Below are 25,907 nucleotides of genomic sequence, written 5' to 3' on the forward strand. Positions count from 1 at the left end.
TGGTCAAGGCAGCCCCTTGGCTCGCAGTTCAGTCGCAAACGTCGCCAATGGCATCACCAGGGTCAAAGCTGATCCCTGAAGGCGCTCTGCACCACAGCCGGCATACCACCTTGCGGACCCGGTCGCTCTCGGCATCGATGATGAGCAGGATGCCGCCGCCTTCGCCGGCAAGCCGCACGCAGCGCAACGCGGCGGCGGCGAGCAGTTGACCTCCAAGCCCTGCCTGATGGCGGCCTCCCCAACGGAACGGGGATAACATCACTGATTGTGATCTCCAGGTGGGAACTGAACTTTCGCACCCTGCGATTGTATGATGACCCGAACCATGTTCTTGGCGATGCTCGCGCCGCTCGCTCCGGTCGTTTGAGAAAGGAACAATGTGCTGGGCTTCTTGGAGCGCAGGGGCCTTCGGCTGTTCGTGACATTGTTGGTCGCTTTGTCAGCCGCTGCCGGCTACGCTTTCCTCAAACGCAAAATATTGTGGGAGATGGTGCAGACCTGCGCAGTTGCAAGTGCGCGGTTTGGCGTCGCCTTCCCCTGCGACGAGGTGATACTGACCGAGCAGGGAGATTATGGGTCGGTCCTCATCAAATCACCTCTACACCGGACCGAGTTTCTGGTGGCCCCAATCACAGCAGTTGCGGGCCTGGAGAGCCCATCCGCCCGTTCCACTGATAGCGCCCGACTATGGAACCGGGCATGGGAAGCCCGACAGAAAGTTGAAGCAAGACTCGGACACGGCCTGCCACGATCAGCCGTTGGTCTGGCGGTGAATTCCCGAATTGAACGGTCCCAGGATCAGTTACACATCCACGTCGATTGCTTGCTAGAGTCGGTTGAAAGGACGCTTGCCTTAGATGGGCCGAAGCAAGACGCTGCTTGGCAACCGTTTCCATTGATATTGAACGGGCGACCCTATTGGATAATGGCAGTGGATGAGCCGGATCTGCGAACCACTAATGTGGTCGGCTTGGTTGTTGCCGGTTTGCCTCAGGCACGACACGCTATGGATGATCTAAATGTACTTGTCGCCGGTGCAACGCTGGCTGACGCGAGGCCGGGATTCTATATTCTGGTAAATTGGGGAAGGGCAGCTGAGCACCTCCTTGATCACAGATGTACTTCGCGCTAGCCACCGCCTATTGGTCAAAGCCGATCATTCGACCATTTCAAGGACGCCCTGGCTAGACGCGCCCGTCCGTCTCCCTTTCCTCATAGACAAGCCCTCGCTTTGGCGGCGGGCTTTGTGCTAGAATCACGCGCCGCCAGCACCCATTGGCGGCCAGCCGCAGCCGCTCGCTTGGTCTGATCCCAATCAAATCGAGCAAGCGGCACTGAGCGAAGTGGCCGCCGACCTACCGTCGCAGTGGCGGCGTTCGTGGAAACGGCAAGATCGTCAACGGCGGCTTCTGAAATTCCACGGCAGTAATTCTTCGATCATTACATCCAGCCTGGAATCGCACGGCAAAGCCTGACTAGGCCTGGCAGGCGTCAAAACTCTTCTTCAGCCGCTCGGCGTCGAGTTCGCGGCCGATGAACACGAGCCGGCTTTCATGTTTCTCGCCGTCTTTCCAGGCGCGCTGATGGTCGCCCTCTATGATCATGTGCACGCCCTGGATGACGTAGCGTTCATCATCGCCCTTGAGTGCAATGATGCCCTTCAGCCGCAGGATGTTGGGGCCTTCCATCTGGGTGATCTTCTCGATCCATGGGAAGAATTTCTTCGGGTCCATCTCGCCGCCGCGCAACGACACCGACTGCACCGTCACGTCATGGATGTCGGAGGGATGGTCGTGATGGTGATGGTCGTGCCCGTCATGATCATGGTGATGGTGGCCATCGTGATCGTGGTGGTCGTGGTCATGATGGTCGTGATCGTCATGACCTTCGAGGAAATGCGGGTCATTTTCCAGTGCACGGGAGAGGTCGAAGGCGCCGCGGTCGAGCACTTCCGACAGGGCGACGCCGGCGCGGGTGGTGCGATGGATCTTCGCCGCCGGGTTGATGGCGCGGATGGTCGCCTCGACCTTGGCGAGCTCTTCGGGGGTGACGAGATCGGTCTTGTTGAGCACGACGACATCGGCGAAAGCAATCTGGTCCTCGGCTTCCTTGGAATCCTTGAGCCTGAGCGGCAAATGCTTGGCATCGACCAGCGCCACCACCGCATCGAGCTTGGTTTTGGAGCGCACGTCGTCGTCCATGAAGAAGGTCTGCGCCACCGGCACCGGATCGGCGAGGCCGGTGGTCTCGACCACGATGGCGTCGAAGCGGCCGGGCCTGCGCATCAGGCCCTCGACGACACGGATCAGGTCGCCGCGCACAGTGCAGCAGACGCAGCCATTGTTCATCTCGTAGATTTCCTCGTCGGATTCCACGATCAGGTCGTTGTCGATGCCGATTTCACCGAATTCGTTGACGATGACCGCGTAGCGCCTGCCGTGGTTCTCCGACAGGATGCGGTTGAGCAGCGTCGTCTTGCCGGCGCCGAGATAGCCGGTGAGAACGGTTACGGGGATCTGCGTCTGTGCGTCGCTCATGGCTTGCCTCGAGATGACTGGGCCTTGAAATCCAGGCCGCGAAAAAGGGATTGTCGGCTCCATATAGGATGTGTGCGGGGCTTTTGCACGGGGCAAACCGATGGGCCAAAGCTCTTGGCCCGCCACTTGTGCTATCGGCATGCCGGATGACTGCGGGAGCGCGCCTTGTGGCGAGCAAGGTGCCTCTGATGTCACGCGTGCCTCGCCTTGGCGGCGATTCCTGTGCGGCCAAAAGTCGTTTGTCATCTAACTGAAATAAACATCTGGCATCACCACGGCGGGCACCGCAATGCTTGCCGGCAAAGCTGTTTCACGCGCCGGATTCTTTTTATCGTCGATTGCCAACCGGCCGGCTGCGTCTATGCTGTCGCCACCGGTATGGCCGAAGAGGGATGACCATGGCCAAGGCGGACAAGACTGCGACAATGAGCCGGCTGCATTCGGCGGCCAGGCTGGCAAGAACCGCGCTGGCGGCCCGGCTTCTGGCGCACGGCTTCTATGCTGGCCAGGACCAGATCATGCTGGCGCTCGACCGCGAGGACGGCCAGACGCCCGGCAATCTTGCCGGCCGCCTCGGTGTGCGCCCCCCCACCATCACCAAGACCATCAACCGGCTGCAGGCGCAGGGTTTTCTGGAAAAGCGCGCCTCCGAGGCCGATGCCCGCCAGGCGCACATCTTCCTCACCGACAGCGGCCGCGAAACCATCCGCGCCATCGAGAAGTCGGTGAAGAAGACCGAAAAGCAGGCTTTGAAAGGCCTCGACAAGAAGGACCAGAAGGCGCTGTTCAAGCTGCTGGCCCGCATCGAGGCCAACCTCTCCAACGAGGAGCTGGTGCTGATCGACGACGACGCCGAGTCGGACGACTGATCAGGCCGCCGCCGGGGCCGCGTCCCGGATCAGCGAGGACCAGCGTCCCGGCGTCATGCCGAACGCTTTCTTGAATTGCCTGTTGAAATGGCTCTGGTCGGTGAAGCCGGCCTCGACCGCGATCTGCGCCAGGGGTTCGCCGGCGGTGATCATCCGCCGCGCGCGCTGAAGCCGGCGCATCACCAGGAAACGATGCGGGCTGGTCGAGAAGGCGGCGCGGAAATGCCTCGACAAGGCATAGCGGTCGAGCCCGGTGACGGCCTCCAGTTCGCCGGAGCGCACGGCGCGTGTTGCGTTCTCCGTCAGATAGTCCCGCGCCAGCGCCGCCGCCCGCCACGCGGTTCTCGCCATCGGCTTTGCCGGCTGGCCGGCATGGCGTGCCAGGCTCTGCATCAGTTGCGTGAGAAAATCGTCGACGAACAGCTCGTCGAGTTCCTGCTGCAGCGGCCCCAGCGCCGAAAGCAGCATGGCGCAGAAGGCGTCGTCCCGCACCACGGCGTCCCTGACGAAGGGCAACGATGCGCCGCCAAGGCAGTCCAGCATCAGCGACGGTTCGAGATAGAGCATCCTGTAGCGCAACCCGTCCTCGGTGCCGGCGCCGCCATCATGCAGTTCGTCGGGATGCAGCACGATGATCTGGCCCGGCAGGCTTAGCCGCGTTGCGCCGCGATAGCGAAAGCTCTGCACGCCATGCAGGGTCACCCCGATCGCGTAGGTGTCATGACGATGCAGGTCGAAGGCGCTGCCATGAAAGCGCGCCTCGATCCGCTCCATGCCGGCGGGGTCGGGTGCGGAGATGATGCAGTTCTCCGCCCCATCCGCGCACAAACGTCCAAGACCCCTAGAGGCCTGGCGGTCTAGTTCGAACGACATCGTCTCATTCAGCCTCGCAATTGGGGCCTAACCTCGAATGGTCTTTTTCTCATGTTCGATACGAAATTTGCAATCGTCTTGCGGGAAGACTTGCCCGTCTGGCAGAAACTCAACGTCACCGCTTTCCTGACCAGCGGCATCGTCGCGCAGTTTCCCGACATCATCGGCGACCCCTATCGCGACCGCTCGGGCAATCTCTACAATCCGCTGTCGATACAGCCGGTCATCGTGCTGTCGGCAGACCAGGCGACGCTGGCCGCGATCCACCGGCGCGCGCTGGAGCGCGGCGTGACGACCTCGCTCTATGTCGAGGAGATGTTTTCGACCGGCTTCGACGCCGCCAACCGCGCCGTCTTTGCGCAATTCGCGCCGGAAGACGCCAAGGTGGTCGGCATCGCGCTGCGTGCCGAGAAGAAGGTGGTCGACAAGATCACCAAGGGCGCCCGCATGCAGGCATAGCGTGGGAGGCTTGGACTAAGCCTGGCAGCTTCTATTGTTGTGCCAGCGAGCTCATGTGCGCGGCTGCGGCCGACAATTGGCTTGCCGGCAAGCGGCAATTCCCGCAAAGGTGGACTCCAGCCCAGCTTTTCCCCGGCCTGCAAGTGAATGCTTCCAAAAGATATGTCGAAAGCGCGACGCCGCCGGTGGCGATCCTGTGCATGCTGACCACCTATGTTTTCTTCACCTTCCTCGACACCTCAAGCAAATATCTCGTCCTTGCCGGCGTTTCCGCGCTGATCGTCGCTTGGGTGCGTTTTGCCGTGCATGTCGTGCTGGTCGGCACGCTCCTGCGCGGCTGGCGCGATCCGCTGCGGTTTCGCCCGGTCAACCTGCCAGCACATGTGCTGCGCGGTGTGTTCTTGTTCGGCTCGACCATGTGCAACATCCTGGCCCTGCGCTCCCTGCAGCTGGCCGAGACGACATCGATCTATTTCTTCGGGCCGATGGTGATCACCGCGCTTGCCGGCCCGCTGCTCGGCGAATGGGCCGGCTGGCGGCGCTGGCTGGCCATCCTGGCCGCCTTCGCCGGGGTCCTCATCATCACAAGGCCCGGTGTCGGCGTCTTCGGCATCGGCCATCTCTTCGCACTCGGCTCGATGCTGTCGAACTGCTTCTATGTCATCATGACGCGCCGCATGTCGTCGACCGAGACGTCGGAAAGCCTGATCCTGTTTTCGGCGCTGGCGCCGACGGTGCTGCTTTTGCCCATGCTGCCATTTTCCTTCTCGCTGCCGCATGATGGCTGGCACTGGTTCATCCTGCTCATGCTTGGCGTGTTCGGCGGCGTCGGGCACTGGCTGCTGGTCCAGGCCTATCGGTTGGCGACGACCACGGCATTGGCGCCCTATCCCTATTCGCAGATGGTCTGGATGGTCATTTCCGGCTGGATCGTCTTCAAGCAGTTCCCGGATCGCTGGACGCTGGTCGGCGCCGCCATCATCGTCGCCAGCGGCCTCTACATCGTCCACCGCGAGCACCGGCTGCGGCTGCAAAGCCGCGCGGCCTCCGATGTCGAAGCCGAGGCGCTGGCAAAAAAACTTTGATTTGCCCCCGATCGGTGGCATAACGCCGCCTTTAAACTGTTTAGGTCGCAATTCAGCTCGTTCGGGGGGCGCAAGGCGCTGGCACAAAAAATCAAGCTTTCGACGATCGCCGATGCACTCGGCGTGTCCACGGCCACCGTGTCGCTGGCGCTGCGCGACAGTCCGCTGGTGGCCGGCTCGACACGCGACCGCATCAAGGAACATGCGCGCGCCATCGGCTATATCTACAACCGCCGCGCCGCCAGCCTCCGCACCTCGCGCTCGGGCATTGTCGGCGTCGTCGTGCACGACATCATGAACCCGTTCTTCGCCGAGATCCTGCGCTCGATCGAAAGCGAACTCGACCGCAGCCGGCAGACCTTCATCCTGTCCAATCATTACGACCAACTCGAAAAACAGCGCACCTTCATCGACACGCTGCTGCAGCTTGGCGCCGACGGCGTCATCATGTCGCCGGCCATCGGCACTCCGGCCGCCGACATACTGATGGCCGAGGAGAACGGCCTGCCGGCGGTGCTGATCGCCCGCACCGTCGAGGGCGCCGACGTGCCGGTGTTTCGCGGCGACGATTCCTATGGCACCGGGCTTGCCACCAACCATCTGATCTCGCTCGGCCACAAGCGCATCGCCATGATCGGCGGCACCGACCAGACCTCGACCGGCCGCGACCGCTACCAGGGCTATGTCAACGCCATGGAGGCGGCAGGGCTCGAAGTCAGGCCGTCCTGGCGCATCGCCGGTCCGCGCACCAAGCAGGCCGGCTTCGAGGCCGCCGGGCAGTTCCTGGCGCTGAAGGACAGACCGACCGCCGCCTGCTGCTGGAACGACCTCGTTGCCATCGGCCTGATGAACGGCATTGCGCGCGCCGGCCTGGTGCCGGGCATCGACATCTCCGTCACCGGCTATGACGATCTCGAGGAGGCGGCGATCGCCACGCCGGCGCTGACCACCGTCTGGAACGGCCAGCGCGAGGTCGGCCGCCGCGCCGCCAGCGCGCTGCTCGACAAGCTCAATGGGCAGACGGTGCGGCCCTCGCAGGAATTGATCAAGCCGGAACTGCATGTGCGCCAGTCGACCGGCAAGCCGGTGGAGCGGGCATGACCAAGGCCGAACAACTGCAAGCCGTCGCCATTCTGGTGCCGGCGGACTTCAGCGACCATGCCGTCCGGCGCATCGACCGTACCTTCAAACAGGTGAGCATCGAGCGCGCCGATCCGGCGCTGGTCACCGACGAGATGCGGCGCATGGTGCGTGGCATTGCCTCCTTTGCCGGCATCAGCGCGGCGATGATGGATGCGCTGCCCAATCTCGAACTCATCGCCTCCTTCGGCGTCGGCTATGATTCGGTCGATGTCGGCCATGCGGCGGCGAAGAACATCATGGTCACCAACACGCCCGACGTGCTGACCGAGGAGGTCGCCGACACCGCGATCGGCCTGCTGATCAACACGATCCGCGACCTGCCGCGTGCGGAAAACTGGCTGCGCGACGGCAGCTGGGTGCGCAAGGGCAACTATCCGCTGAGCCGGCTGACCTTGCGCGCGCGCCGCGTCGGGATTTTCGGCATGGGCCGCATCGGGCAGGCCATCGCCCGGCGGCTCGAGGCGTTCGGACTGCCCATCGCCTACCACAACCGGCGCCGTGTCGAAGGTCTTGCGTATCAGTATCACCCGACACTGAGAGGTCTGGCGGAAGCGGTCGATACGCTGATTTCGGTGGCGCCTGGTGGTGCTTCGACGCAGAAGGCGGTCAATGCCGAGATCCTGTCGGCGCTCGGCGCCAATGGCGTTTTCGTCAATATCGGCCGCGGCAGCACGGTCGACGAGGCAGCACTCGCGGCGGCGCTCGCCGACGGCACCATCGCCGCCGCCGGGCTCGATGTCTTCGCCGACGAGCCGAACGTGCCCAAGGCATTGCTCGACGCCCCCAACGCCTCCCTGTTGCCGCATGTCGGCTCGGCCTCGGAACACACGCGCCGCGCCATGGCCGATCTGTGCGTCGACAATCTGGTGTCCTGGTTCACCGAGCGCCAGCCGCTGACGCCGGTTCCGGAAACGGCGCATGTGAAGGCTCGCGGCTGACTTGGCAGTTTGCCACATTTATTAACGCCGGCTTAACCCTTTGAAATCATTCTTCATCCTGCCCGTGCGCGGGGATGAAGAATGATGAAAACGCTTTCCGCACTGATCGCAATCGCCGCCTTGTTTGGCGGCGCTCAGCTATTTCATGACGGCAATGGGAAAAGCGTCGCCGAAGAGGTCACGCCGACCGACACCTACAGGCTGGTCGCCAATGGCGATGAGGGGGCCTGCGCGGTGAGCCGGGGGGCCGAAATTTCGGATGGGCTGTCCCTGCTTACTGTTGCTCCGACATGCCGTCGTCTGATGCCTGGCATAGAACGGGCAAAATTCTGGCGCGAACAGAATGACGGCACTGTCGCCTTCAGCGCCAACGGCATCGACCCGATTGTCACTTTCTCGGTTGCAGATGGCGACGGCTACGAATCCTATGCGCCCGCCACGCCCCTGCTGTCGCTGGCGGGCGACCGCAGGACCGGCGACTGATTACTCCGCCGCGGCCCGCGCACCGGCCTTCGCGGCGGCGTGCAAGCGCACCGCATCGCCGAAGGCGCGAAAAATCTTGGCCGAGTTGCTGTCCGAGTTGACCCAGTACTCCGGATGCCACTGGACTCCGACGGCGAAGGCGCGGGCTCCCTTGACCGAAACCGCTTCGACCGTGCCGTCCGTGGCGACAGCCTCGATCTCGAGCTTCGACCCGAGCCGGTCGATCGCCTGGCGGTGCAGTGAATTGACCTTGATCTCGCCGGCGCCGAACACACCGGCCAGGCAGCTGCCGGGCTTGATCGAAATGGTCTGATGGATGGCGAAGCGCTCATCCTGCTTGTCGCTGACCGGCGCGCGGTGGTCGAGCGAGCCTTCGCGTTCCTGGATCTCGGTGCCCAGCGTGCCGCCGAGCGCCACGTTCAACTCCTGGATACCACGGCAAATGGCAAGCAGCGGCACGCCGCGCTCGATCGCCCGGCGGATCAGCGGCAGCGTGGTGGCGTCACGCGCCGGATCGTAGGGACCATTGGCCTCGCTGGCATCGCCACCGTAGAGCGAGGGGTGCACGTTGGATTTCGAACCGGTGACCATGACGCCATCGACCGAGGACAGGAGTTCATCGAGGTCGAGCCTGTCGCCGAACGACGGCACCAGCAGGGGGAACACGCCGGCACCGGCAACCGCCGCTTCCAGATATTGCTGCGGGGCGGCATGCCAGGTGTAGTTATCGAACTGACGGACGTCGGTTGATATGGCGACGAGCGGCTGGTGCATTTTGGGTCTGTTTTCCATCTGGCAAGGGATGTCCTGCCTGCAAAATAGGCGATCCCCAGAGATTTTTCCATGCCAAGTTTCAGTGTCGCATGGGCCACGAAATTCCCTGTTAGACTATAGTTGCAGGGCCGCATGGCTTGGTCACCAAATCAGGCTGCCGCGCTGGACTAGACTTCTCGGCTGTGTATTGTTTCGGCCAACCGATGCGGGAGCCCGAGGATTTCCCGGATGTCGGTCTGTTGATTCAAAAGGGAGGAACTGCATGGATCGTCGTTCATTCATTCGCAAGGCCGGCGTGACCGGCGTCGGCGCCGCCGCGGCGGCGGCAACGCTTGCGGCCCCGGCAATCGCCCAGTCCAACCCCAAGGTGACATGGCGACTGGCGTCGTCCTTCCCGAAGTCGCTCGACACCATCTATGGCGGCGCCGAGGTGTTCTCCAAGATGCTGTCGGAAGCCACCGACGGTAATTTCCAGATCCAGGTCTTTGCCGCTGGCGAACTCGTGCCGGGCCTGCAGGCCGCCGACGCCACCACGGCCGGCACGGTCGAAGCCTGCCACACGGTCGCATATTATTACTGGGGCAAGGACCCGACATGGGCGCTCGGCGCGGCGGTTCCCTTTTCGCTCAACGCGCGCGGCATGAATGCCTGGCACTATCATGGCGGCGGCATCGACCTGTTCAATGAGTTCCTCGCCACGCAAGGTCTCTTCGGCCTGCCGGGCGGCAATACAGGCGTGCAGATGGGTGGCTGGTTCCGCAAGGAAATCAACACGGTCGCCGACCTCGCGGGCCTCAAGATGCGCATCGGCGGCTTCGCCGGCAAGGTGGTGCAGAAGCTCGGCGTCGTGCCGCAGCAGATCGCCGGCGGCGACATCTACCCGGCGCTTGAAAAAGGCACGATCGACGCCGCCGAATGGGTCGGCCCCTATGACGACGAGAAGCTCGGCTTCTACAAGGTCGCGCCCTATTACTACTATCCCGGCTGGTGGGAAGGCGGCCCGACGGTGCATTTGATGTTCAACAAGGCGAAATACGACGAGCTGTCGCCGGCCTACAAGTCGCTGCTGCGCACCGCCGCGCAAGCCGCCGACGCCGACATGCTGCAGAAATACGACTATGTGAACCCGGCGGCGGTGAAGCGGCTGGTCGCCGGTGGCGCCAAACTGCGTCCGTTCAGCCAGGAGATCATGGCCGCCTGCTTCGAAAAGGCCAACGAGGTCTATGCCGAAATGGAGGCCTCGAATGCGCCGTTCAAGAGGATCTGGGAATCGATCAAGGGCTTCCGCAAGGAGCACTATCTCTGGGCGCAGGTGGCCGAGTACAACTACGACACCTTCATGATGGTGCAGCAGCGCAACGGCAAGCTGTAAAACAGTCCCATCGCATTCGTTCAAAAGACCCCGGGCGACACGCCCGGGGTCTCTCTTTTTCAGGTCCGTGAGGAACCGACCTCGACCAGTATTCCGCCCGGCGCCATGCAGTAGAAGGTCGTTGACTTGAAGCCGCCGCGCGTCAGGTCCTCAACCTCGCCCGGCGCGAAGCCTGCTTCCGTCAATTCGGCCTGCTTGGCGTGCACAGGGTCTGGGCTGTCGACGAAAAAGCCGATGTGAGAGCCGTCTGGGTAAGCGGCGGATTGTCCCTTGCCCGGCATCATCAGGTTGAGGGCAAAGCCATCGGCTCCGCGCAGGATTGCGAAGGCATCCTTGCCGCGCATGGCGACCGTTTCGAAGCCGAAATGGCTGGTGAAGAAGCCGGCAAGAGCCGCGACTTCCGATGTGACGAGGTTGAGATGGTTCAGTTTCATGGTCTTTGTCCTGTTGCGGTTGAAACGCGGACAGGCTTGGCTGCAGACCGAGAACCGGTGGGACCGTAGCATCAGGAAATTCGGACATGACCCAACCGGCCCACGAGCTTTCGCCTCGCTTGCCGGCCGCGGGTTCTCCCGCATGTTCATGCGGCGAACAGGCCTCCGTCCAGGAACGGAAGAGACCGGACTACCGAACCGGTCATGTCTTTTTCGGCGCTGGCTCGATAACCGATCGGCGGCGTAACGGCAAGCCGGTCTGGCGCGACTGGCCTTTGGCTCAACCCTGTCGCGGCACCACCAGCACCTTGACCTCGCCGGGCGCTGGCGGATTGGCGATCACATCGGCCGCCTCTTCGAGCGGCACCTGCCTGGAGATCAGCCGATCGATCTCGATCGCACCCGAAGCGATGAGCTCGGCCGCGCGGCGGTGCGTGTAGGGGTTGAGGAACGAGCCGACCACCTTCAATTCCCGAAACAGCAGGTCGAAGGGCTCGAATTCCGCCTTCATGCCTTGCGGCGTCACGCCGACGATGACGACGGTGCCGCCGGCCCTTGCCAGCCGCATCGATTGTTCGACGGTGTCGCGCACGCCAGCGCATTCGAACACCACGTCGGCGCCGCCGGGCATCAAGCCCTCGGATCCCGCGATGGCATCGATGACATCGCCGGCGGTAGGATCGACCGTCGCTGTCGCGCCGAGTTCCTCGGCAAGCACCCGCCGAGAAGCCTGCCTTGTCGACAGGATGATGGTGGTGGCTCCGGCCAGTTTCGCCAGTTGCACCGTCAGCAGGCCGATCACGCCGCCGCCCAGCACGACCACCGAACTGCCAGGCTTGATCTGCGCAAGGTCCACGCCATGCAGGCAGCAGCCGAGCGGTTCGCAGAAGGCGCCATGCGTCGGCGGCAGATCGGCCGGCAGGATGAAAGCCTGTTTCTGCGGCAGCACGACATACTCGGCAAAGCCGCCGTCGCGATGGATGCCGATGGCGTTGAGATTGCGGCAGAGATTGACCCGGCCGGCATGGCAATGCGGGCACCGTCCGCAGGCGATGTTGGGATCCCCGGTAACACGATCGCCGACGGCAAAGCCGGAGACGGCCTTGCCGATTGCCTCGACGATGCCCGAAAATTCATGTCCGGGCGTCACCGGCGGCCGGCAGGGAATTCGCCATGGAAAAGATGCCGGTCGGTTCCGCAAACGCCGCAGGCCTCGATCCGTACCAGAAGCTCGTCCGGGCCGGGGGCAGGTTTGCCGACTTCCCGCAACGCAATGCTGCCAACTGCCTCCAGCCGCACCGCTTTCATGGCGCTGTCCCCATCAATTGAAGCTCGGCGGCTGCGAAAGGTCCGGGGCCGGTGCCGCCGGCTTGGCGGGAGGCGTCTCGCCGAAACTCGGCGGTTGCGACAGATCCGGCGTGCCGGGCGCGGCCGGTGCGCTGCCGCCATTGGCCGGAGCCGTGCCGTTTGCCGGTGGCACGCCGAGCGGCGACAGGCCGGGCACCTCCGGCACCTTGTAGTCGATTGTGCCCGGATCGATCACCGTGCTCTTGTAGCGCATCACCATTTGCGGGAAGGAGATCGTCAGCCCGATCATCACCACCTGGATCAGCACGAAGGGCACCGCGCCCCAATAGATCTGGCCGGTCGTCACGGGCGCGATCTGCTTGCCGGTAAGGCGGTCGAGATAGGGCACGCGCGCGGCGACCGAACGCAGGTAGAACAGTGCGAAGCCGAAGGGCGGATGCATGAAGCTGGTCTGCATGTTGACGCCCAGCAGCACGCCGAACCAGATCAGGTCGATGCCGAGCTTGTCGGCGGCCGGCGCCAGCAGTGGCACGATGATGAAGGCCAGTTCGAAGAAGTCGAGGAAGAAGGCCAGGAAGAAGACGAGGATGTTGACGCCGATCAGGAAGCCGACTTCGCCGCCCGGCAGCGAGATCAAAAGGTGTTCGACCCAGATGTGGCCGTTGACGCCGTAGAAGGTGAGCGAGAACACGCGCGCGCCGATCAGGATGAACAGCACGAAGGACGACAGCCGTGTCGTCGAGGTCAGTGCCTGCTTGATCACGTCCAGCGACAGCCGGCCCTTTGCCGCCGCCATGATCAACGCGCCGACAGAGCCCATGGCGCCGCCCTCGGTCGGGGTGGCGATGCCGAGGAAGATGGTGCCAAGCACCAGGAAGATCAGTGCCAGCGGCGGGATCAGCACGATGACCACCTGCTGCGCCAGCCTGGACATCATGTTGAAGTTCAGGCGTTTGTCGGCAATTGCCACGATGTAGATGAAGAGCACCCCCACGGTGGCACCGAGAATGTCGGCATTGTCGCCATGAGCTGGCGCGAGATAGCGATACGCGGCATAGGAGATGGCCACCGCCACCACCAGCGCCACCAGCAGCGACAGGACACCGTGACCGAGCGTGCGTGCCTCGAGTGGCAGCGCCGGCACCGATTTCGGCCGAACGATCGACATGATGAGGATGTAGAGCGCGTAGAGGCCGGTCAGCACCAGCCCCGGGATCAGTGCGCCGGCGTACATGTCGCCGACCGAGCGGCCGAGCTGGTCGGCAAGCACGATCAGCACCAGCGATGGCGGGATGATCTGGGCCAGCGTGCCGGATGCCGCGATGACACCGGCAGCCAGCCGGCGGTCATAGCCGTAGCGCAGCATGATCGGCAGCGAGATCAGACCCATGGCGATGACGGATGCCGCGACCACGCCGGTGGTCGCCGCCAGCAGCGCGCCGACGAAGATCACCGCGTAGGCGAGGCCGCCGCGGATCGGTCCGAACAACTGGCCGATCGTGTCGAGCAGATCCTCGGCCATCCCTGATCGTTCGAGCACGATGCCCATGAAGGTGAAGAACGGAATGGCCAGTAGCGTGTCGTTCGACATCACCCTCGAGCCGTAGAAATTATCCGGCAGTGCGTGCAGAAGCGGCCAGGCGAGATTGATCGATCCACCAGAATAGGGCGAGAGGAGCACGCCGATGAAGAAAAACATCAAGCCGTTGGCGGCCAGCGAGAAGGCCACGGGGTAGCCAATCAGCAGGAAGATGATCAGCGAGGCGAACATGATCGGCGCCATGTTCTGGGCGATGAATTCCATCATGAGCGCACCTCGTCGGCCAATGCCTTGGCTTCGAGTTCGGCTTGCTCATGTGCCGATATGAACGGATTGGGGTCGTCCATGTCGCCGCGCATGATGGCGATCTTCTTGATGATTTCGGAGATGCCCTGCAGCGCGAGCAGGAAAAAACCGACCAGCAGGATGGCCTTGGCCGGCCAGATGATGAGACCACCGGAATTGTTGGACATCTCGCCGCTGCGGAACGACAGCGACACGTAGGGCACGAAATAGATGACCATCAGCGTCACGAACGGCATCAGGAACAGGAGATGGCCGAGAAGGTCGATCCAGTGCTGTACGCGGCGGGAAAACAGGCCGTAGACGATGTCGATGCGGATATGCTCGTTCTGCTTCAGCGTATAGGCGGCGGCCAGCATGAAGGCGGCGCCGAACAAATACCATTGCAGCTCCAGCCAGGCATTCGACGAAATGTCGAAGATCTTGCGGATGACGGCGTTGGCCGCGCTCACCAGGATCGCCAGCAGGATCAGCCAGGCTACCGATTTGCCGATGAATTCGTTGAGGCGGTCGATGCCTCGTGACAGAGCGAGCGGCCCTTGCATGCAGTCCTCCCTTGTAGCGGAGGCGTGCCGGTTCCCCCTGCCGTCACGCCGCGTGGCCCAACGGTATGCCGTGCGTGGCCGGACGGGTCAACACGCATGGGAGCAGCAAAACAGGATCGGATGGAGGGCGGAGCCGGACAAGGGCGGTCTGCCCCGGCGTCATGCAACCAAAGTCTGATGGTTCAGACGACCTTGCCGGTGTCGCGACCGGCGCCGATGAGGATCAGCATGGCCACCAGGAACAGATACATCCACGCATCGCGCCATTCGATCGGGAAATAACCGGCCCACAGTGATTCGGCCATGCCGAAGGCGGCCGCGCCAAGCGCTGCCCGTGGCGGCGAGAGATAGCCGCCGACCGCCGTCACGAACAGGATCTTCAGGCCATAGACGAGGCCGGAACCGAAGCTGACATTGCCGTAGTAGAGGCTGGCCATGACGCCGGCCAGCGCGGCGCAAAAGCCGCCGAGCAGCACGGCATGGCGGAACACGCCGCGCACGTCGACGCCGCACAGGGCGGCGGCGCGCGGGTCGTCGGACACGGCGCGCCAGCGCCGGCCGAAGCTGGAGCGGGCAAACGCTGAGGTGGCGAGTGCGACCGCCGCCAGCACCACCGCGCAGTCGAGCACCTGGATCAGCGTCAGCGTCGCCTTGAAGCCGGCGCCTTCGGCGAAAACGATGGGCTGTGCCAGCATTGGCGGCAGCCACAGATCATGCGTGTCGGCCGCGATGCGACTTGCTTCCGACAGCACGATCAGGATGCCCAGCGTCGTCACCACGATGGCGTTGGGCGAGCGGTCGGCCAACGGTTCGAAGACGCTGCGCGACAGGACATGGCTGATCAGCGCGGCATAAAGGAATGCCGCGACCACGCCGAACAGCACCGACACCAGCAGCGTCAGCCACAGCACCTGGTAGCCGAAGGCGACGCTCAGGATCATTGCCTGTCCGCTGAAGGCGAACAGCGCGCCATAGGCGAGGTTGGTGCGGTGCAGGATGCCGTTGATCAGCACGTAGCCGAAGGCGAGCAACGCATAGAGCGCGCCGGAATGCAGCCCGTTCAGCACCTGCTGGAAGAAATAGAGCATGCTCAAACACCAGAAGCATCTCGCCGACAACGGTTTTGGACGACGGAATGCTCAAGACAAAGGCGACGATACCGTGCGCAGCGGAGGTTTGCATCGCCGAATCTAACTTGTCAAATGCGATTTATCGGTTAGATTTTGCGACATGACAGTTGCCTGGACCCCGCACCGCTTCACCGGCGGCCTGCTTGCGCTCGATACGGCGAACACCGTCGTGCTGCGCGGCGATCCGGATCGCACGTTCGACCGTTTCGACGATCCGGCCGAAATCGCCCGCTTCGCCGACGCGGCCAGCGGTTTTCGCGCCGCCGAGCTTGGGGACAGGCGGTTGACGGTGTCTTCACCGACGGCAATCGCGCCCGTCGTGCTGTCGATCCGCGAGACGACCGACCGGCTGTTTCGCGGCGCGGTGTCGAAGGGCGCGGTCGCCACCGCCGACCTGCCCGATTTCCTGCGCGCCTGTGCCGAGGGCCTTGCCCGCAGCCGCACCGAGGTCGGCGCGCCGGGAAGGCCGTTCGGCGATCCCCTGGTGCCAATCCCCTTCGAGGCGGCGCTGGCGGTCTCGGCCCTTTCACTGCTGCGCGACGACACGGTCGCGCGGCTCAGGATCTGCCCCAACTGCACCTGGCTGTTCGTCGACAGAAGCCGCAATTCCAGCCGGCTTTGGTGCGACATGGCGGTGTGCGGCAACCGGCAGAAGGCCAGTCGTCACTATCGCCGCCGCCGCATGGCGGCCCATGAGGTCAAGGATGCCTAGAGGATTTTCGCCCGCGCTCGTTGCCGGCGCCATGCTGATTGCCGCCGCGGCGCTCGGCGCCTGCCGCGACACCGGCGGCGAGGGCAAGCTGTTCGAGGTTTCCGGCAAGATATTCGTCTTCAACTACCGTCTCGCGAGGGCGACCTATGTCGTGACGTTGCGGCCCTTGCAGCCGATGGGCGAGGGCCAGGTGGCTGTTGCCAGCTTCCAGAATCCCGCCGGCGGTGCGCCCTTGGTGGTCGAGCAGAAGGTCTGGCCGAAGCTCGACAAGGTCAGCCTGGAGAGCCCGGCGCTGACCTGCATCGTCAAGAACAAGCCCTATGCCATCGCCATCAGCATCAAGGGCGCCGACGGCACGGTCCTGCAGAAGATCGACACCACGCTGATGTCGACGGAAGACCAGTCGATCCTGCCCGACCGGCCGCTGGTCATGGACCAGCTCTATACGCCCAACCCCGATCTCGCCGGCCATCCCGACGGCAAGCTGCCGGGCGAGCCGAAGCCGGACTGCTCGAAAGCCGGCTGACACCGTCCGACGGCATCGATTCCAGCGGAGTTTTCGTGGCCAGTCGCCCGTCGGCGCGCGGTTTCATGCGCCGTCTCCCGCTGCCGAACTGTTTGTCGCGCGTTGCCTGGCCCCTGCGATTTTGTTTGACCTCACTTGCAAGGGGAGAAAGGATGCGTCATCCGACCCCGACGTTGGCTGCCTGCCCCCGCGCGGCCTTCGCACAGGAAATGCCTGATGACGCTGCATGATGTCGCGCTCGACGACAAGTTCGACCTCGGGAAGGAGCGCATCTTCCTGTCCGGCGCGCAGGCGGTCATCCGCATGCTCCTGATGCAGCGCGAGCGCGACCGCCGCGCTGGCCTGAACACCGCCGGCTTCGTCTCCGGCTATCGCGGCTCGCCGCTCGGCGGCCTCGACATGCAGCTGTGGAAGGCGAAGAAGCAGCTCGCCGGGGCCGACATCGTCTTCCAGCCAGGCCTCAACGAGGAGCTTGCCGCCACCGCCTGCTGGGGATCGCAGCAGACGGAATTGCTGGGCGAAGGCACCCATGACGGTGTCTTTTCCGTCTGGTACGGCAAGGGGCCGGGCGTCGATCGTTCCGGCGACGTGTTCCGCCATGCCAATCTTGCCGGATCGTCGAAGCATGGCGGCGTGCTTGCGCTGATGGGCGACGACCATATGGCCGAATCCTCGACCAATGCGCACGCCACCGAATTCCTCTTCGTCGATACCATGGTGCCGATCCTCAATCCGGCCGGTGTCCAGGAGATCATCGACTACGGTCTGTACGGCTTTGCCATGTCGCGTTTCGCCGGCACCTGGGCGGCGATCAAATGCGTCAAGGACAACATCGAATCGACGGCCTCGGTCGATGCCTCGCTCGAGCGATTGAACATCGTCGTGCCGGAGTTCGACATGCCGCCGGGCGGCCTCAACATCCGCCATGAGATCGACATGCTCGGGCAGGAGGAGCGGCTGCACGAATACAAGCGTGCCGCGGCCTCCGCCTTCATCCATGCCAACGGGCTGAACCGCATCGTCTATTCGGGCGGCCGCAATCCCAAGCTCGGCATCATCACGCTGGGCAAGAGCTATCTCGATGTCCGCCAGGCGCTGGAGGATATCGGCATCGACGAAGCCGCCGCCAACCGCATTGGCATCAGGCTGTTCAAGGTCGGCTGCCCGTGGCCGCTCGACCTGCAACACATCGCCGAATTTGCCCGCGGCCTCGACACCATCGTCGTCGTCGAGGAGAAGCGGTCGCTGATCGAGGTGCAGCTGCGCGAAAGCCTCTACGGCACCGCCTCGCAGCCGGTTATCGTCGGCAAGAAGGACGAGCGCGGCGACTGGCTGTTCCCCGCCAAGGGTGCGCTTGATCCCAACGAGATCGCCATTGCCCTTGGCGAGAGGATCGTCAAGACCATCGGCCCCTCGGAGGAGATCTCGGCGCGGGTGGGCAAGCTGCGCCAGTTCCAGGCGATGCTGGCGGACGCCACCGACATCGGTTCGCGCACGCCCTTCTTCTGTTCGGGCTGTCCGCACAATTCCTCGACCAAAGTTCCGGACGGCTCGATCGCCGCGGCCGGCATCGGCTGCCATTTCATGGCGCTTTGGATGGATCGCAACACGCTGGGCTTCACCGCCATGGGCGGCGAGGGCGCGCAATGGGTCGGCCAGGCGCCGTTCTCGAAGCGCGGCCACATCTTCCAGAATCTCGGCGACGGCACCTACAACCATTCCGGCACGCTGGCGATCCGCTTCGCTTTGTCGAGCGAAGCCAACATCACCTACAAGATCCTCTACAACGATGCCGTGGCCATGACCGGCGGCCAGCCGCATGAGGGCGGCCTGACGGTGGACATGATCGCCAGGCAGGTGCGGGCCGAGGGCGTCGACCGCATCGCCATCGTCACCGACGAGCCGGACAAATACGCCGGCAAGGCCGACTTCCCGGCCGGCGCCACCATCCACCACCGCGACGACCTCGATCTCGTCCAGCGCGAGCTGCGCGACGTCAAGGGCGTGTCGATCCTGCTCTACGACCAGACCTGCGCGGCCGAAAAGCGCCGGCGCCGCAAGCGCGGCACCTTTCCCGATCCCGACAAGCGCGTCTTCATCAACGAGTTGATCTGCGAAGGCTGCGGCGATTGCGGCGTGCAGTCGAACTGCGTCTCGATCCAGCCGGTCGAGACCGAATTCGGCCGCAAGCGCAGAATAGACCAGTCGAGCTGCAACAAGGACTTTTCCTGCGTCAACGGCTTCTGCCCGTCCTTCGTCACCGTCCACGGCGCCAAGATCCGCAAGGCCGAGGGCCTTGCCGGCAAGACCGATCCGCTTGACGGTGTGCCGACACCGGCCGAATTCCCGCTGGGCGCCGAGGGCTGGGCAGCGATCATCGACGGCGTCGGCGGCACCGGCGTCGTCACCGTCGGCGCCGTGCTCGGCATGGCGGCCCATCTCGAGGACAAGGGCTGCGGCATGATCGACATGGCCGGCCTCGCCCAGAAGGGCGGCTCGGTGTTCACCCATGTCCGCATCGCCCGCACGCCGGACGACATCCATGCCATCCGCGTCTCTGCGGGCAAGGCCGACCTCGTGCTTGGCTGCGACCTCGTTGTGTCGGGCGCCAAGAAGGTGCTGACGGCGGTGCGCGAGGGGCATACGATCTTCCTCGCCAACACCGCCGAGATCATGCCCGGCGAGTTTGCCCGCTCGGCGGATTTCTCCTTGCCGATCGAACGCCTGAAGAAGGCGATCCGCGCCGCCGCCGGCGACGACAAGGCGCATTTCTTCGACGCCACCCGCACCGCCACCGCACTGTTCGGCAATTCGCTCGGCGCCAACATGTTCATGCTCGGCTTTGCCTTCCAGCATGGCGGCCTGCCGCTGTCGGCCGAGGCTGTCGAGAGGGCGATCGAGCTCAATGGCGAAGCGGTGGCCATGAACATCGCCGCCTTCCGCTGGGGCCGCCGCGCAGCGCACCAGCCGGATTTCGTGCGCGGCCTCGTCGCCCAGCCGGGCAGGGCAGGAGAGACCGCCCCGGTCGCGCAGACGCTGGACGAGATCATTGCCCGCCGTGTCGCCTTCCTGACCGCCTACCAGAACGCCGCCTATGGCAAGCGCTATGCCGACAGGCTGACGCTGCTGCGCGCTGCCGAGACCAGGGCCGTGCCCGGCTCGACCGCCGTGACCGAGGCGGCGGCCAGGAACCTGTTCAAGCTGATGGCGATCAAGGACGAGTACGAGGTAGCACGACTCTACACCGACGGCTCCTTCGCCGCGGAGTTAGGCAAGCAGTTCCAGAGCTATGAAAAACTCGAATTCCATCTCGCGCCGCCGATCATGGGCCGTCGCGGCAATGACGGCACACCGAGGAAGTCGAGCTTCGGTCCCTGGATGATGAAGGGTTTCCGCCTGCTGGCGGCGCTGAAAGGCTTGCGCGGCACCGCTTTCGACCTGTTCGGCTATACCGCCGAACGACGCATGGAACGGCAGCTTTTGGCGCAATATGAGGGCGATCTTGAGCTCGTCGCCAACTCGCTGGCGCCAGGCAAGGCCGACGCGGCGGTCGCTCTCGTTTCGGTCCCGGCGCTCATCCGTGGTTATGGCCATGTCCGCCAGGCCAGCGCTGAAAAGGCCGCGGGCGAGCGTCAAAGACTGCTCGAGCGCCTGTCGAGTACGCCGACGCAGACGGAACTCCAGGCCGCCGAGTGATGGATACGCCTTGTTTACCTGAAGCTTGATTTTCCTGCTCTGTCCTGCATTTGCGGGCCCTTGGCACCTCAGTCGAAGTCCCTGTTCTAAGCCTTTCTTAAGGCGGGTGTGACATGACAAGGCTTAGCGTTGGGCCGACAATATGGGCAGAACAAAAACTGAGAACATCCCGGCGGATGTTTATATCCAGTTTGTGCGGTCGTTGTTCGACAACGCCCACATGCTGGTAATCGGCGGCGTATGCTACTGGATCCTCGGATTCATGATCTACTTGCGTATGCACAACCCATTGTTCCTGGGTTTTTCTTTTGGTCTGCTGTCCATCAGCCTTTTCCGCTACTCCGGCATTCGCGGGTTCCGGAAGGCGGGCGGCGTAATAGCCAATGTTGAAGAGGCGCGGCGGTGGGAGCGCACCTATATCCTGAAGGGCAGCCTGCAGGGCCTCGGCCTGGGCGCGCTGTGCTTCATATCGATCTATGTCTATCCCGATCCCTTCGCCGAACTGGCCGCGACGTCGCTGGCCATCGCCACCTTGGTGACGGTCGTTGGCCGCAACTATGGCTCGCCGCTCATGGTGCGGATCTTTTCCGTGACCTTCATTGGTCCGGCGGCACTGGCACTCTTGCTGCGCATGGATGTCCCCTCGGTCGTTCTCGGCTTGATGATCATCCCGTTGACTTTCATCACCATCAACAGCGCCGACCACGTCCGCAACGTGCTTTTCTCGGCCGTTATCGGCCACAAGGAAGCGAGGAAGCTCGCGTTAAGGTTCGACCGCGCCCTCAACACCATGTCGCACGGCCTTGTCATGCTCGGTCCCGACGGCCGGGTGGCGGTGGCCAATGCCGAAGCTGCCCATCTGATGTCGCTCAAATCCGCGAATGCGCTGCTCGGGCGGTCGATCCATGGTCTTTTGATGCGCGGAGTCGCCGGCGGCATGCTGGCGCCGAAGGACTGCCGCTACATCGAGGCCCAGCTGACGCGGGCCTTGCGCGAGGGGCGCGACCGCAAGGTCCTGGTATCGCTGGCCAATGGCCAGCATTATGAATTCTCGGCCCGCGAAGGCAGCCAGGAACTCGGCGTCATCACCTTCGAGGACGTGACGGCGCGCGTCGAGGCTGAAGACAAGATCCGCTTCATGGCGCGTTACGACAATCTCACCGGCCTGCCCAATCGCGCCTATTTCCACGAACTGGTCGGTGAGGCGATGGCGTCAGGCGATCGCGACCGTTTCTGCGGCCTGGCCGTGCTCGACCTCGACGATTTCAAGAGCGTCAACGATACGCTCGGCCATCCGATCGGCGACGGGTTGATCTACGCGGTCGCCGAGCGTCTTGCCGCCGTTGCCGGACAAGGCATCACCGTCAGCCGTTTCGGCGGCGACGAATTCATGGTCTTCTTCGACCGCATCGAGGATGAGAGCCATCTGACCACGCAGACCGACGAGATCTTCGCGGCATTGCAGGGCGAGGTGGACGTCGCCGGCCATGGGCTGCGCATCCAGACCAGTGGCGGCGCGGTATTGGCGCGGGTCAGGGACAGCGATGTCGACGCCATGATCGTCAAGGCGGATCTGGCGCTTTACAAGGCCAAGGAGCTTGGCAAGAACGGCTGGCGGCTGTTCGAGGCGGCAATGGACGCCGCGTTCCGCAACCGGCAGCTGATGAAGGCGGATCTGCGCAGCGCCGTGGAAAGCAAGAGCCTGCGGGTCGTCTACCAGCCGATCGTGGCGATGAACACCATGCGCATCGCCAGCTGCGAGGCGCTGTGCCGCTGGGATCATCCCGACCTTGGACCGATTTCGCCAAGCATCTTCATTCCGCTGGCCGAGGAAATGGGCATCATTTCCGAGATCAGCACTTTCGTGCTGCAGGCAGCCTGCACCGAATGCGCCAAATGGCCCGATCAGACAAGCGTCTCGGTCAACCTCTCGGCCAAGGATTTCCGCAGCCGCGATGTCATCCAGAAGGTTCGCGATGCGCTGGCGAGTTCCGGCCTCGCCGCCGGCCGGCTGGAGATCGAGGTCACCGAAACGGCGCTGCTCGACGACAAGTCGCTGACGCGCCAGTATATCGAGGAGCTCAAGCAGATCGGTGTTCGCATCGCGCTCGACGATTTCGGCACCGGCTATTCGAGCCTGAGCTACCTCCACAAACTGCCGCTCGACAAGATCAAGATCGACCGCTCGTTCCTGATGGACGTCACCCAGAACGCGCGTTCGCTGGAACTGCTCAAGGGCATCGTCAATCTGTCACGGCCACTGGGGCTTTCCGTGACCGTCGAAGGCGTCGAGACCTTCGAACAGCTCAAGATCCTGGCCTTGCAGGTCAAACCGGATCTCGTGCAAGGCTTCCTGTTCGGTGCCGCGCTCAGTGCGTCGGGTATCGAGACGATGTCGAATGTCACTTGGCCATTTGCAGCCGACCTGCGTCGTGCCGGCAAACGGACAGTCATTAGCTCCGTGATTTCGCAGGGCGCTTAATTCCCGACGTTTTTCGATTCAAGCACGGCCTTTGATATCGAACTCATCCGCCTCCTCATCGTCCCGCCGCGATTTTGCTTTCACGCAATGCTGCTGAAAAGGGTCCTTTCGGAACTCGCTCGCGAATGGATTGAACTCAGCCGCTGAAATCTGCCTGTTTGTCGAGGCGCGATGTCTCGGAGGCCATGAACCAAGTCGGTCCCAGGCGTGTTGCTCGCCAAGACTCAGCGGTGCGTGCGGCCGTTAAGGTTAACATAAGGTAAATCAACAGCATCCAAGTTTCTGCTTGTGTCTCATTTTGACTCGACTAGCGTATTCGAAGGCGGAATTTCGAGGACAGATGATGGATGCTGCTGCGGCTGCAAGGAATACGTCTGGCGCGGTCAGGGCAGCCGGGGATTCGGTGCTGAACCGATCGATGATGCAATTGCTGGAGCATGTCGACTATCGCCTCATCACCGGAGGCGAGGATTTGGAGGCGATTTACCGGCTTCGCTATAAATCCTACCTGCGTTCGGGCATGTGCGGCCCGATCGCCGCCGGGATGTTCGAAGATCGCTGGGACAATCTGCCCAATTCCTACCGGTTCGGCGTCTATTGCTATGGCGAATTGGTCAGCACGATCCGCTTCCATTACATTTCTCGCGAGCACCCCAATTCGCCCTCCGTCGATGCCTATCCCGAAATACTGATCGAGCGGCTTGCCCGCGGAGAAACCTTTATCGACGGAACCCGGTTCGCAACCGATCCTGATGCCGCGCCGGCCCCCGGAGTGCTGCCGTTCCTGACACTCAGGCTTGCCATGGTGGCCTCGCTCTATTTCGGTCAGAACTCGGTGCTGACTCCGGTCAAGGTCGAGCATTCCAATTTCTATTCCCGTTATTTCAACGCCGTACAGAGGACCGAGGCCAAGGAATTCCCGGGCGTTCTGACTCGGATCGCCCTGTTCGAAATCCCTGCCGGCGAAAATATGCGCCTGACGCTCGAACGGTTCCCATTCTTCAGGTCGACGCCGATGGAACAGCGGCTGATGTTCGGCAATCCGGCCATCAATCGGCTGACGCCCTTGTCCATCGTGCCGACAGCGAAATATTATCGCGACGCCGCCTGAAGCCCTCGTTTTTTGCAAGGCGTCTGGAGCTTTCCGGCTAGATCCGCGTTCTGATGACGGCGGAACGCCGCCGCTCCATGTTTGTCTTCCCAGCGGATATGCCAGAAGGACCCCGACATGCATATTTCCCAGCTCGCGCTCACGCCGCTCATCTCGCTGATCGCCGGCGTGCTGATCCTGATCATGCCACGGCTGCTGAACTACATCGTCGCGCTCTATCTGATCGTCGTTGGACTGCTCGGACTTTTTCCGCACCTCGCCGGGTAAATAAACCTTCAGCCGGCAAAGAAACGCAACGCTGCGGCGACGATCGCTTCGGGTCTATCTTCCTGCATGAGGTGGCCGGAGCCGGGGACGAGGGTCAAGGCGCAACCCGGCAGCATGGCCGCGAGCTTTTGGCCGCTTTGCGGCGGTATCCAGCGGTCTTCCTCTCCCCACAGCAAGGTGACGGGGCAGCGCAATTGGCCGTAGAGCGGTTCGACCTCATCGGTAAAGCGTTGATCCATTTGGGCGATCTGCCGGTAGAAAGCCGGCTGGCCAACGGAGCCGGTCCATGGTGCGATGTAAGGTTCCAGATCGCTGTCCGACAAAGGCCTGGTCGCTGCGCCCGAAACATACGCTTTCAGAATCGCCGCTTGTATGTAGTCCGGCAAGCCGGCGAAAGCGGCCTCGTGCTGACGCACATGCCGGACAAAGGGCGAGCCCCAGGGGCGCACCGCCACCGGGTCGATCAGCAGCAGCCTGTCGTAGTCGCAGCCGTCGATCAGATGCGCGCGTAACGCCGTGGCGCCGCCGAAATCATGGGCGATGATTTGGGGTCGGTCGAGCTTCCAGAAGGCCAGCATCGCCGCCAGCGCCTTGTTCTGGATGCCGAGCGAAACGTCCTGACCTTCCCGCTTGTCGGATCGCCCATATCCGGGAAGATCGTAGAAATACAGCGTATGGCCACGCGCCAGTTCCGGTGCGACGCGATGCCAGACATGCGAGGAGAACGGCGTTCCATGCACGAGTACGATTGGCGGGCCCGAACCGGTGGTCCCCCATGCGATGGTCGTGCCGTTCCAGTCAAATGTCTGTGTGGGTGTGATCATGGTGCTTCATCGGCCGGCGGTTCGTCCCGCGACGATAGTCCCTCGCGACCACGTCCAGAACCGCCAAATTCTGACACTAGGTTCAACGGGATTCACTCCTGTCGCTGACGACCGGCGATGGCCGGGCTCTATCATGCAAGGGATTGGCCAGCAGTTTCAATTTTCCCTTGAGGCAGTTGTCGGTCCCAATGCGGCAATAGCGCCATTGCTCTCGGCCCGGCTTTTCGCTATGTGCCTGAAAGATGTCTTCGAAGGGGTATTCCTATGGCTGATCACTCGCCGACCGGTCCTGTCGAACTGGGCGCGAAGATGGACTATGCCGAGCATGACCGCACCTATGCGGGCTTTCTCGCTCTGGCCAAATATGGATCGCTTTTCTGCGGCGCGCTGCTCATCGCGATGGCTTTCGGCTTCTTCGCGGGCGGTTTCTTCTCGGCACTTGTCCTGTTCGCCCTGATCATGGCCGTCGGCGCCTTCATTCTGCGATAGACCTTCC

At 63.1% G+C, this 25,907-nt stretch carries 23 protein-coding genes and 2 pseudogenes; 15 read left to right on the forward strand and 10 right to left on the reverse strand.

The annotated features are described in order from the left end of the window. Window positions 1–3: 3 nt before the first annotated feature. Window positions 4–220: pseudogene (locus MAFF_RS21115) on the reverse strand (GNAT family N-acetyltransferase); the annotation flags it as partial. Window positions 221–418: 198 nt separating this feature from the next. On the opposite strand from MAFF_RS21115, the gene MAFF_RS41445 reads away from it, so the two are divergent. Beyond that, entirely contained in the window at window positions 419–1,132 is a 714-nt protein-coding gene (locus MAFF_RS41445) for a CDP-diacylglycerol diphosphatase (RefSeq protein WP_157866033.1), read from the forward strand. A gap of 343 nt (window positions 1,133–1,475) precedes the next feature. On the opposite strand, the gene MAFF_RS21120 is transcribed toward MAFF_RS41445, so the two are convergent. Beyond that, window positions 1,476–2,537 carry a CobW family GTP-binding protein gene (locus tag MAFF_RS21120; RefSeq protein ID WP_044548762.1) on the reverse strand — a complete coding sequence of 354 codons (1,062 nt, stop codon included), beginning with the start codon at window positions 2,535–2,537 and terminating at the stop codon, window positions 1,476–1,478. A gap of 398 nt (window positions 2,538–2,935) precedes the next feature. Between MAFF_RS21120 and MAFF_RS21125 the strand changes: the two genes are divergently transcribed. Then, a complete protein-coding gene (locus tag MAFF_RS21125; protein ID WP_032933964.1) occupies window positions 2,936–3,406 on the forward strand; it encodes a MarR family winged helix-turn-helix transcriptional regulator in 471 nt (156 codons plus the stop codon). On the opposite strand, the gene MAFF_RS21130 is transcribed toward MAFF_RS21125, so the two are convergent. Next, window positions 3,407–4,279 carry an AraC family transcriptional regulator gene (locus tag MAFF_RS21130; protein ID WP_010912994.1) on the reverse strand — a complete coding sequence of 291 codons (873 nt, stop codon included), beginning with the start codon at window positions 4,277–4,279 and terminating at the stop codon, window positions 3,407–3,409. A 51-nt stretch (window positions 4,280–4,330) separates the two neighbouring features. Between MAFF_RS21130 and MAFF_RS21135 the strand changes: the two genes are divergently transcribed. From MAFF_RS21135 to MAFF_RS21155, 5 genes are all read left to right on the forward strand, one after another. Then, on the forward strand, window positions 4,331–4,738 hold the full coding sequence (locus MAFF_RS21135) for a DUF2000 family protein (RefSeq protein WP_010912995.1): 408 nt from the start codon (window positions 4,331–4,333) through the stop codon (window positions 4,736–4,738). A 200-nt stretch (window positions 4,739–4,938) separates the two neighbouring features. Beyond that, window positions 4,939–5,823, forward strand: coding sequence for a DMT family transporter (locus MAFF_RS21140; protein ID WP_044551118.1), 885 nt, complete (start codon window positions 4,939–4,941; stop codon window positions 5,821–5,823). A gap of 78 nt (window positions 5,824–5,901) precedes the next feature. Continuing rightward, on the forward strand, window positions 5,902–6,924 hold the full coding sequence (locus MAFF_RS21145) for a LacI family DNA-binding transcriptional regulator (RefSeq protein ID WP_080511907.1): 1,023 nt from the start codon (window positions 5,902–5,904) through the stop codon (window positions 6,922–6,924). After that, window positions 6,921–7,904, forward strand: a complete 984-nt coding sequence (locus tag MAFF_RS21150; RefSeq protein WP_010912998.1) for a 2-hydroxyacid dehydrogenase — start codon at window positions 6,921–6,923, stop codon at window positions 7,902–7,904. Before MAFF_RS21145 ends, MAFF_RS21150 begins: the two co-directional genes overlap by 4 nt. A gap of 84 nt (window positions 7,905–7,988) precedes the next feature. Beyond that, window positions 7,989–8,387: a hypothetical protein gene (locus MAFF_RS21155; protein ID WP_044551120.1), complete on the forward strand. Its 399-nt coding sequence runs from the start codon at window positions 7,989–7,991 to the stop codon at window positions 8,385–8,387. Here the strand turns inward: MAFF_RS21155 and MAFF_RS21160 are convergent, their stop codons facing one another. Next, a complete protein-coding gene (locus MAFF_RS21160) occupies window positions 8,388–9,161 on the reverse strand; it encodes a gamma-glutamyl-gamma-aminobutyrate hydrolase family protein (RefSeq protein ID WP_044548764.1) in 774 nt (257 codons plus the stop codon). It lies immediately after the preceding gene. 262 nt (window positions 9,162–9,423) lie between these two features. Here MAFF_RS21160 and MAFF_RS21165 point away from each other — a divergent pair, with 262 nt between their 5' ends. Continuing rightward, window positions 9,424–10,533: a TRAP transporter substrate-binding protein gene (locus tag MAFF_RS21165; RefSeq protein WP_010913001.1), complete on the forward strand. Its 1,110-nt coding sequence runs from the start codon at window positions 9,424–9,426 to the stop codon at window positions 10,531–10,533. 59 nt (window positions 10,534–10,592) lie between these two features. Here MAFF_RS21165 and MAFF_RS21170 read toward each other — a convergent pair whose 3' ends face one another. The 5 genes and pseudogenes from MAFF_RS21170 to MAFF_RS21190 all read right to left on the reverse strand — a co-directional run bounded on the left by MAFF_RS21170 (window position 10,593) and on the right by MAFF_RS21190 (window position 15,751). After that, window positions 10,593–10,967: a VOC family protein gene (locus MAFF_RS21170; RefSeq protein WP_010913002.1), complete on the reverse strand. Its 375-nt coding sequence runs from the start codon at window positions 10,965–10,967 to the stop codon at window positions 10,593–10,595. A 280-nt stretch (window positions 10,968–11,247) separates the two neighbouring features. Next, a pseudogene (locus MAFF_RS21175) lies at window positions 11,248–12,275 on the reverse strand (zinc-dependent alcohol dehydrogenase family protein). Window positions 12,276–12,288: 13 nt separating this feature from the next. Continuing rightward, window positions 12,289–14,079 (reverse strand): TRAP transporter large permease, encoded by a 1,791-nt coding sequence (locus tag MAFF_RS21180; RefSeq protein ID WP_044548765.1) that lies wholly within the window; start codon window positions 14,077–14,079, stop codon window positions 12,289–12,291. Next, a complete protein-coding gene (locus MAFF_RS21185) occupies window positions 14,079–14,663 on the reverse strand; it encodes a TRAP transporter small permease subunit (protein WP_010913005.1) in 585 nt (194 codons plus the stop codon). Before MAFF_RS21185 ends, MAFF_RS21180 begins: the two co-directional genes overlap by 1 nt. Window positions 14,664–14,845: 182 nt before the next feature. Then, window positions 14,846–15,751 (reverse strand): branched-chain amino acid ABC transporter permease, encoded by a 906-nt coding sequence (locus tag MAFF_RS21190; protein WP_010913006.1) that lies wholly within the window; start codon window positions 15,749–15,751, stop codon window positions 14,846–14,848. Between the two features lie 142 nt (window positions 15,752–15,893). On the opposite strand from MAFF_RS21190, the gene MAFF_RS21195 reads away from it, so the two are divergent. The 6 genes from MAFF_RS21195 to MAFF_RS37120 all read left to right on the forward strand — a co-directional run bounded on the left by MAFF_RS21195 (window position 15,894) and on the right by MAFF_RS37120 (window position 24,587). Further along, entirely contained in the window at window positions 15,894–16,505 is a 612-nt protein-coding gene (locus tag MAFF_RS21195; protein ID WP_010913007.1) for a CGNR zinc finger domain-containing protein, read from the forward strand. Further along, window positions 16,486–17,031, forward strand: a complete 546-nt coding sequence (locus MAFF_RS21200; RefSeq protein WP_010913008.1) for a hypothetical protein — start codon at window positions 16,486–16,488, stop codon at window positions 17,029–17,031. The genes MAFF_RS21195 and MAFF_RS21200 overlap by 20 nt, the downstream gene beginning before the upstream one ends. 216 nt (window positions 17,032–17,247) lie before the next feature. Further along, entirely contained in the window at window positions 17,248–20,727 is a 3,480-nt protein-coding gene (locus MAFF_RS21205; protein ID WP_010913009.1) for an indolepyruvate ferredoxin oxidoreductase family protein, read from the forward strand. 142 nt (window positions 20,728–20,869) lie between these two features. Then, window positions 20,870–23,209, forward strand: a complete 2,340-nt coding sequence (locus MAFF_RS21210) for a putative bifunctional diguanylate cyclase/phosphodiesterase (RefSeq protein ID WP_010913010.1) — start codon at window positions 20,870–20,872, stop codon at window positions 23,207–23,209. A 340-nt stretch (window positions 23,210–23,549) separates the two neighbouring features. Next, window positions 23,550–24,320 (forward strand): N-acyl amino acid synthase FeeM domain-containing protein, encoded by a 771-nt coding sequence (locus MAFF_RS21215; RefSeq protein ID WP_010913011.1) that lies wholly within the window; start codon window positions 23,550–23,552, stop codon window positions 24,318–24,320. Window positions 24,321–24,437: 117 nt separating this feature from the next. Then, window positions 24,438–24,587: a DUF3096 domain-containing protein gene (locus tag MAFF_RS37120; RefSeq protein ID WP_019862764.1), complete on the forward strand. Its 150-nt coding sequence runs from the start codon at window positions 24,438–24,440 to the stop codon at window positions 24,585–24,587. A gap of 8 nt (window positions 24,588–24,595) precedes the next feature. On the opposite strand, the gene MAFF_RS21220 is transcribed toward MAFF_RS37120, so the two are convergent. Next, window positions 24,596–25,411 carry an alpha/beta fold hydrolase gene (locus MAFF_RS21220; RefSeq protein ID WP_010913012.1) on the reverse strand — a complete coding sequence of 272 codons (816 nt, stop codon included), beginning with the start codon at window positions 25,409–25,411 and terminating at the stop codon, window positions 24,596–24,598. Window positions 25,412–25,675: 264 nt separating this feature from the next. Between MAFF_RS21220 and MAFF_RS21225 the strand changes: the two genes are divergently transcribed. Further along, on the forward strand, window positions 25,676–25,900 hold the full coding sequence (locus MAFF_RS21225) for an aa3-type cytochrome c oxidase subunit IV (RefSeq protein WP_032932689.1): 225 nt from the start codon (window positions 25,676–25,678) through the stop codon (window positions 25,898–25,900). Window positions 25,901–25,907 lie beyond the last annotated feature (7 nt).

The sequence above is a fragment of the Mesorhizobium japonicum MAFF 303099 genome (assembly GCF_000009625.1).
In the GTDB taxonomy this organism is placed as follows: Bacteria; Pseudomonadota; Alphaproteobacteria; order Rhizobiales; family Rhizobiaceae; genus Mesorhizobium; species Mesorhizobium japonicum.

Bases quoted from the DNA above. Each gene is read 5' to 3' on its own strand.
- MAFF_RS21215 (WP_010913011.1), top strand. From the start codon at position 23,550: ATGATGGATGCTGCTGCGGCTGCAAGGAATACGTCTGGCGCGGTCAGG.
- MAFF_RS21150 (WP_010912998.1), top strand. From the start codon at position 6,921: ATGACCAAGGCCGAACAACTGCAAGCCGTCGCCATTCTGGTGCCGGCG.
- MAFF_RS21135 (WP_010912995.1), top strand. From the start codon at position 4,331: ATGTTCGATACGAAATTTGCAATCGTCTTGCGGGAAGACTTGCCCGTC.
- MAFF_RS21225 (WP_032932689.1), top strand. From the start codon at position 25,676: ATGGCTGATCACTCGCCGACCGGTCCTGTCGAACTGGGCGCGAAGATG.
- MAFF_RS21170 (WP_010913002.1), bottom strand. From the start codon at position 10,967: ATGAAACTGAACCATCTCAACCTCGTCACATCGGAAGTCGCGGCTCTT.
- MAFF_RS21165 (WP_010913001.1), top strand. From the start codon at position 9,424: ATGGATCGTCGTTCATTCATTCGCAAGGCCGGCGTGACCGGCGTCGGC.
- MAFF_RS21190 (WP_010913006.1), bottom strand. From the start codon at position 15,751: ATGCTCTATTTCTTCCAGCAGGTGCTGAACGGGCTGCATTCCGGCGCG.
- MAFF_RS21220 (WP_010913012.1), bottom strand. From the start codon at position 25,411: ATGATCACACCCACACAGACATTTGACTGGAACGGCACGACCATCGCA.
- MAFF_RS21200 (WP_010913008.1), top strand. From the start codon at position 16,486: ATGAGGTCAAGGATGCCTAGAGGATTTTCGCCCGCGCTCGTTGCCGGC.
- MAFF_RS21180 (WP_044548765.1), bottom strand. From the start codon at position 14,079: ATGGAATTCATCGCCCAGAACATGGCGCCGATCATGTTCGCCTCGCTG.
- MAFF_RS21205 (WP_010913009.1), top strand. From the start codon at position 17,248: ATGACGCTGCATGATGTCGCGCTCGACGACAAGTTCGACCTCGGGAAG.
- MAFF_RS21130 (WP_010912994.1), bottom strand. From the start codon at position 4,279: ATGTCGTTCGAACTAGACCGCCAGGCCTCTAGGGGTCTTGGACGTTTG.
- MAFF_RS21185 (WP_010913005.1), bottom strand. From the start codon at position 14,663: ATGCAAGGGCCGCTCGCTCTGTCACGAGGCATCGACCGCCTCAACGAA.
- MAFF_RS21210 (WP_010913010.1), top strand. From the start codon at position 20,870: ATGGGCAGAACAAAAACTGAGAACATCCCGGCGGATGTTTATATCCAG.
- MAFF_RS21160 (WP_044548764.1), bottom strand. From the start codon at position 9,161: ATGCACCAGCCGCTCGTCGCCATATCAACCGACGTCCGTCAGTTCGAT.
- MAFF_RS21155 (WP_044551120.1), top strand. From the start codon at position 7,989: ATGAAAACGCTTTCCGCACTGATCGCAATCGCCGCCTTGTTTGGCGGC.
- MAFF_RS21140 (WP_044551118.1), top strand. From the start codon at position 4,939: ATGCTGACCACCTATGTTTTCTTCACCTTCCTCGACACCTCAAGCAAA.
- MAFF_RS21125 (WP_032933964.1), top strand. From the start codon at position 2,936: ATGGCCAAGGCGGACAAGACTGCGACAATGAGCCGGCTGCATTCGGCG.
- MAFF_RS21120 (WP_044548762.1), bottom strand. From the start codon at position 2,537: ATGAGCGACGCACAGACGCAGATCCCCGTAACCGTTCTCACCGGCTAT.
- MAFF_RS21195 (WP_010913007.1), top strand. From the start codon at position 15,894: ATGACAGTTGCCTGGACCCCGCACCGCTTCACCGGCGGCCTGCTTGCG.
- MAFF_RS37120 (WP_019862764.1), top strand. From the start codon at position 24,438: ATGCATATTTCCCAGCTCGCGCTCACGCCGCTCATCTCGCTGATCGCC.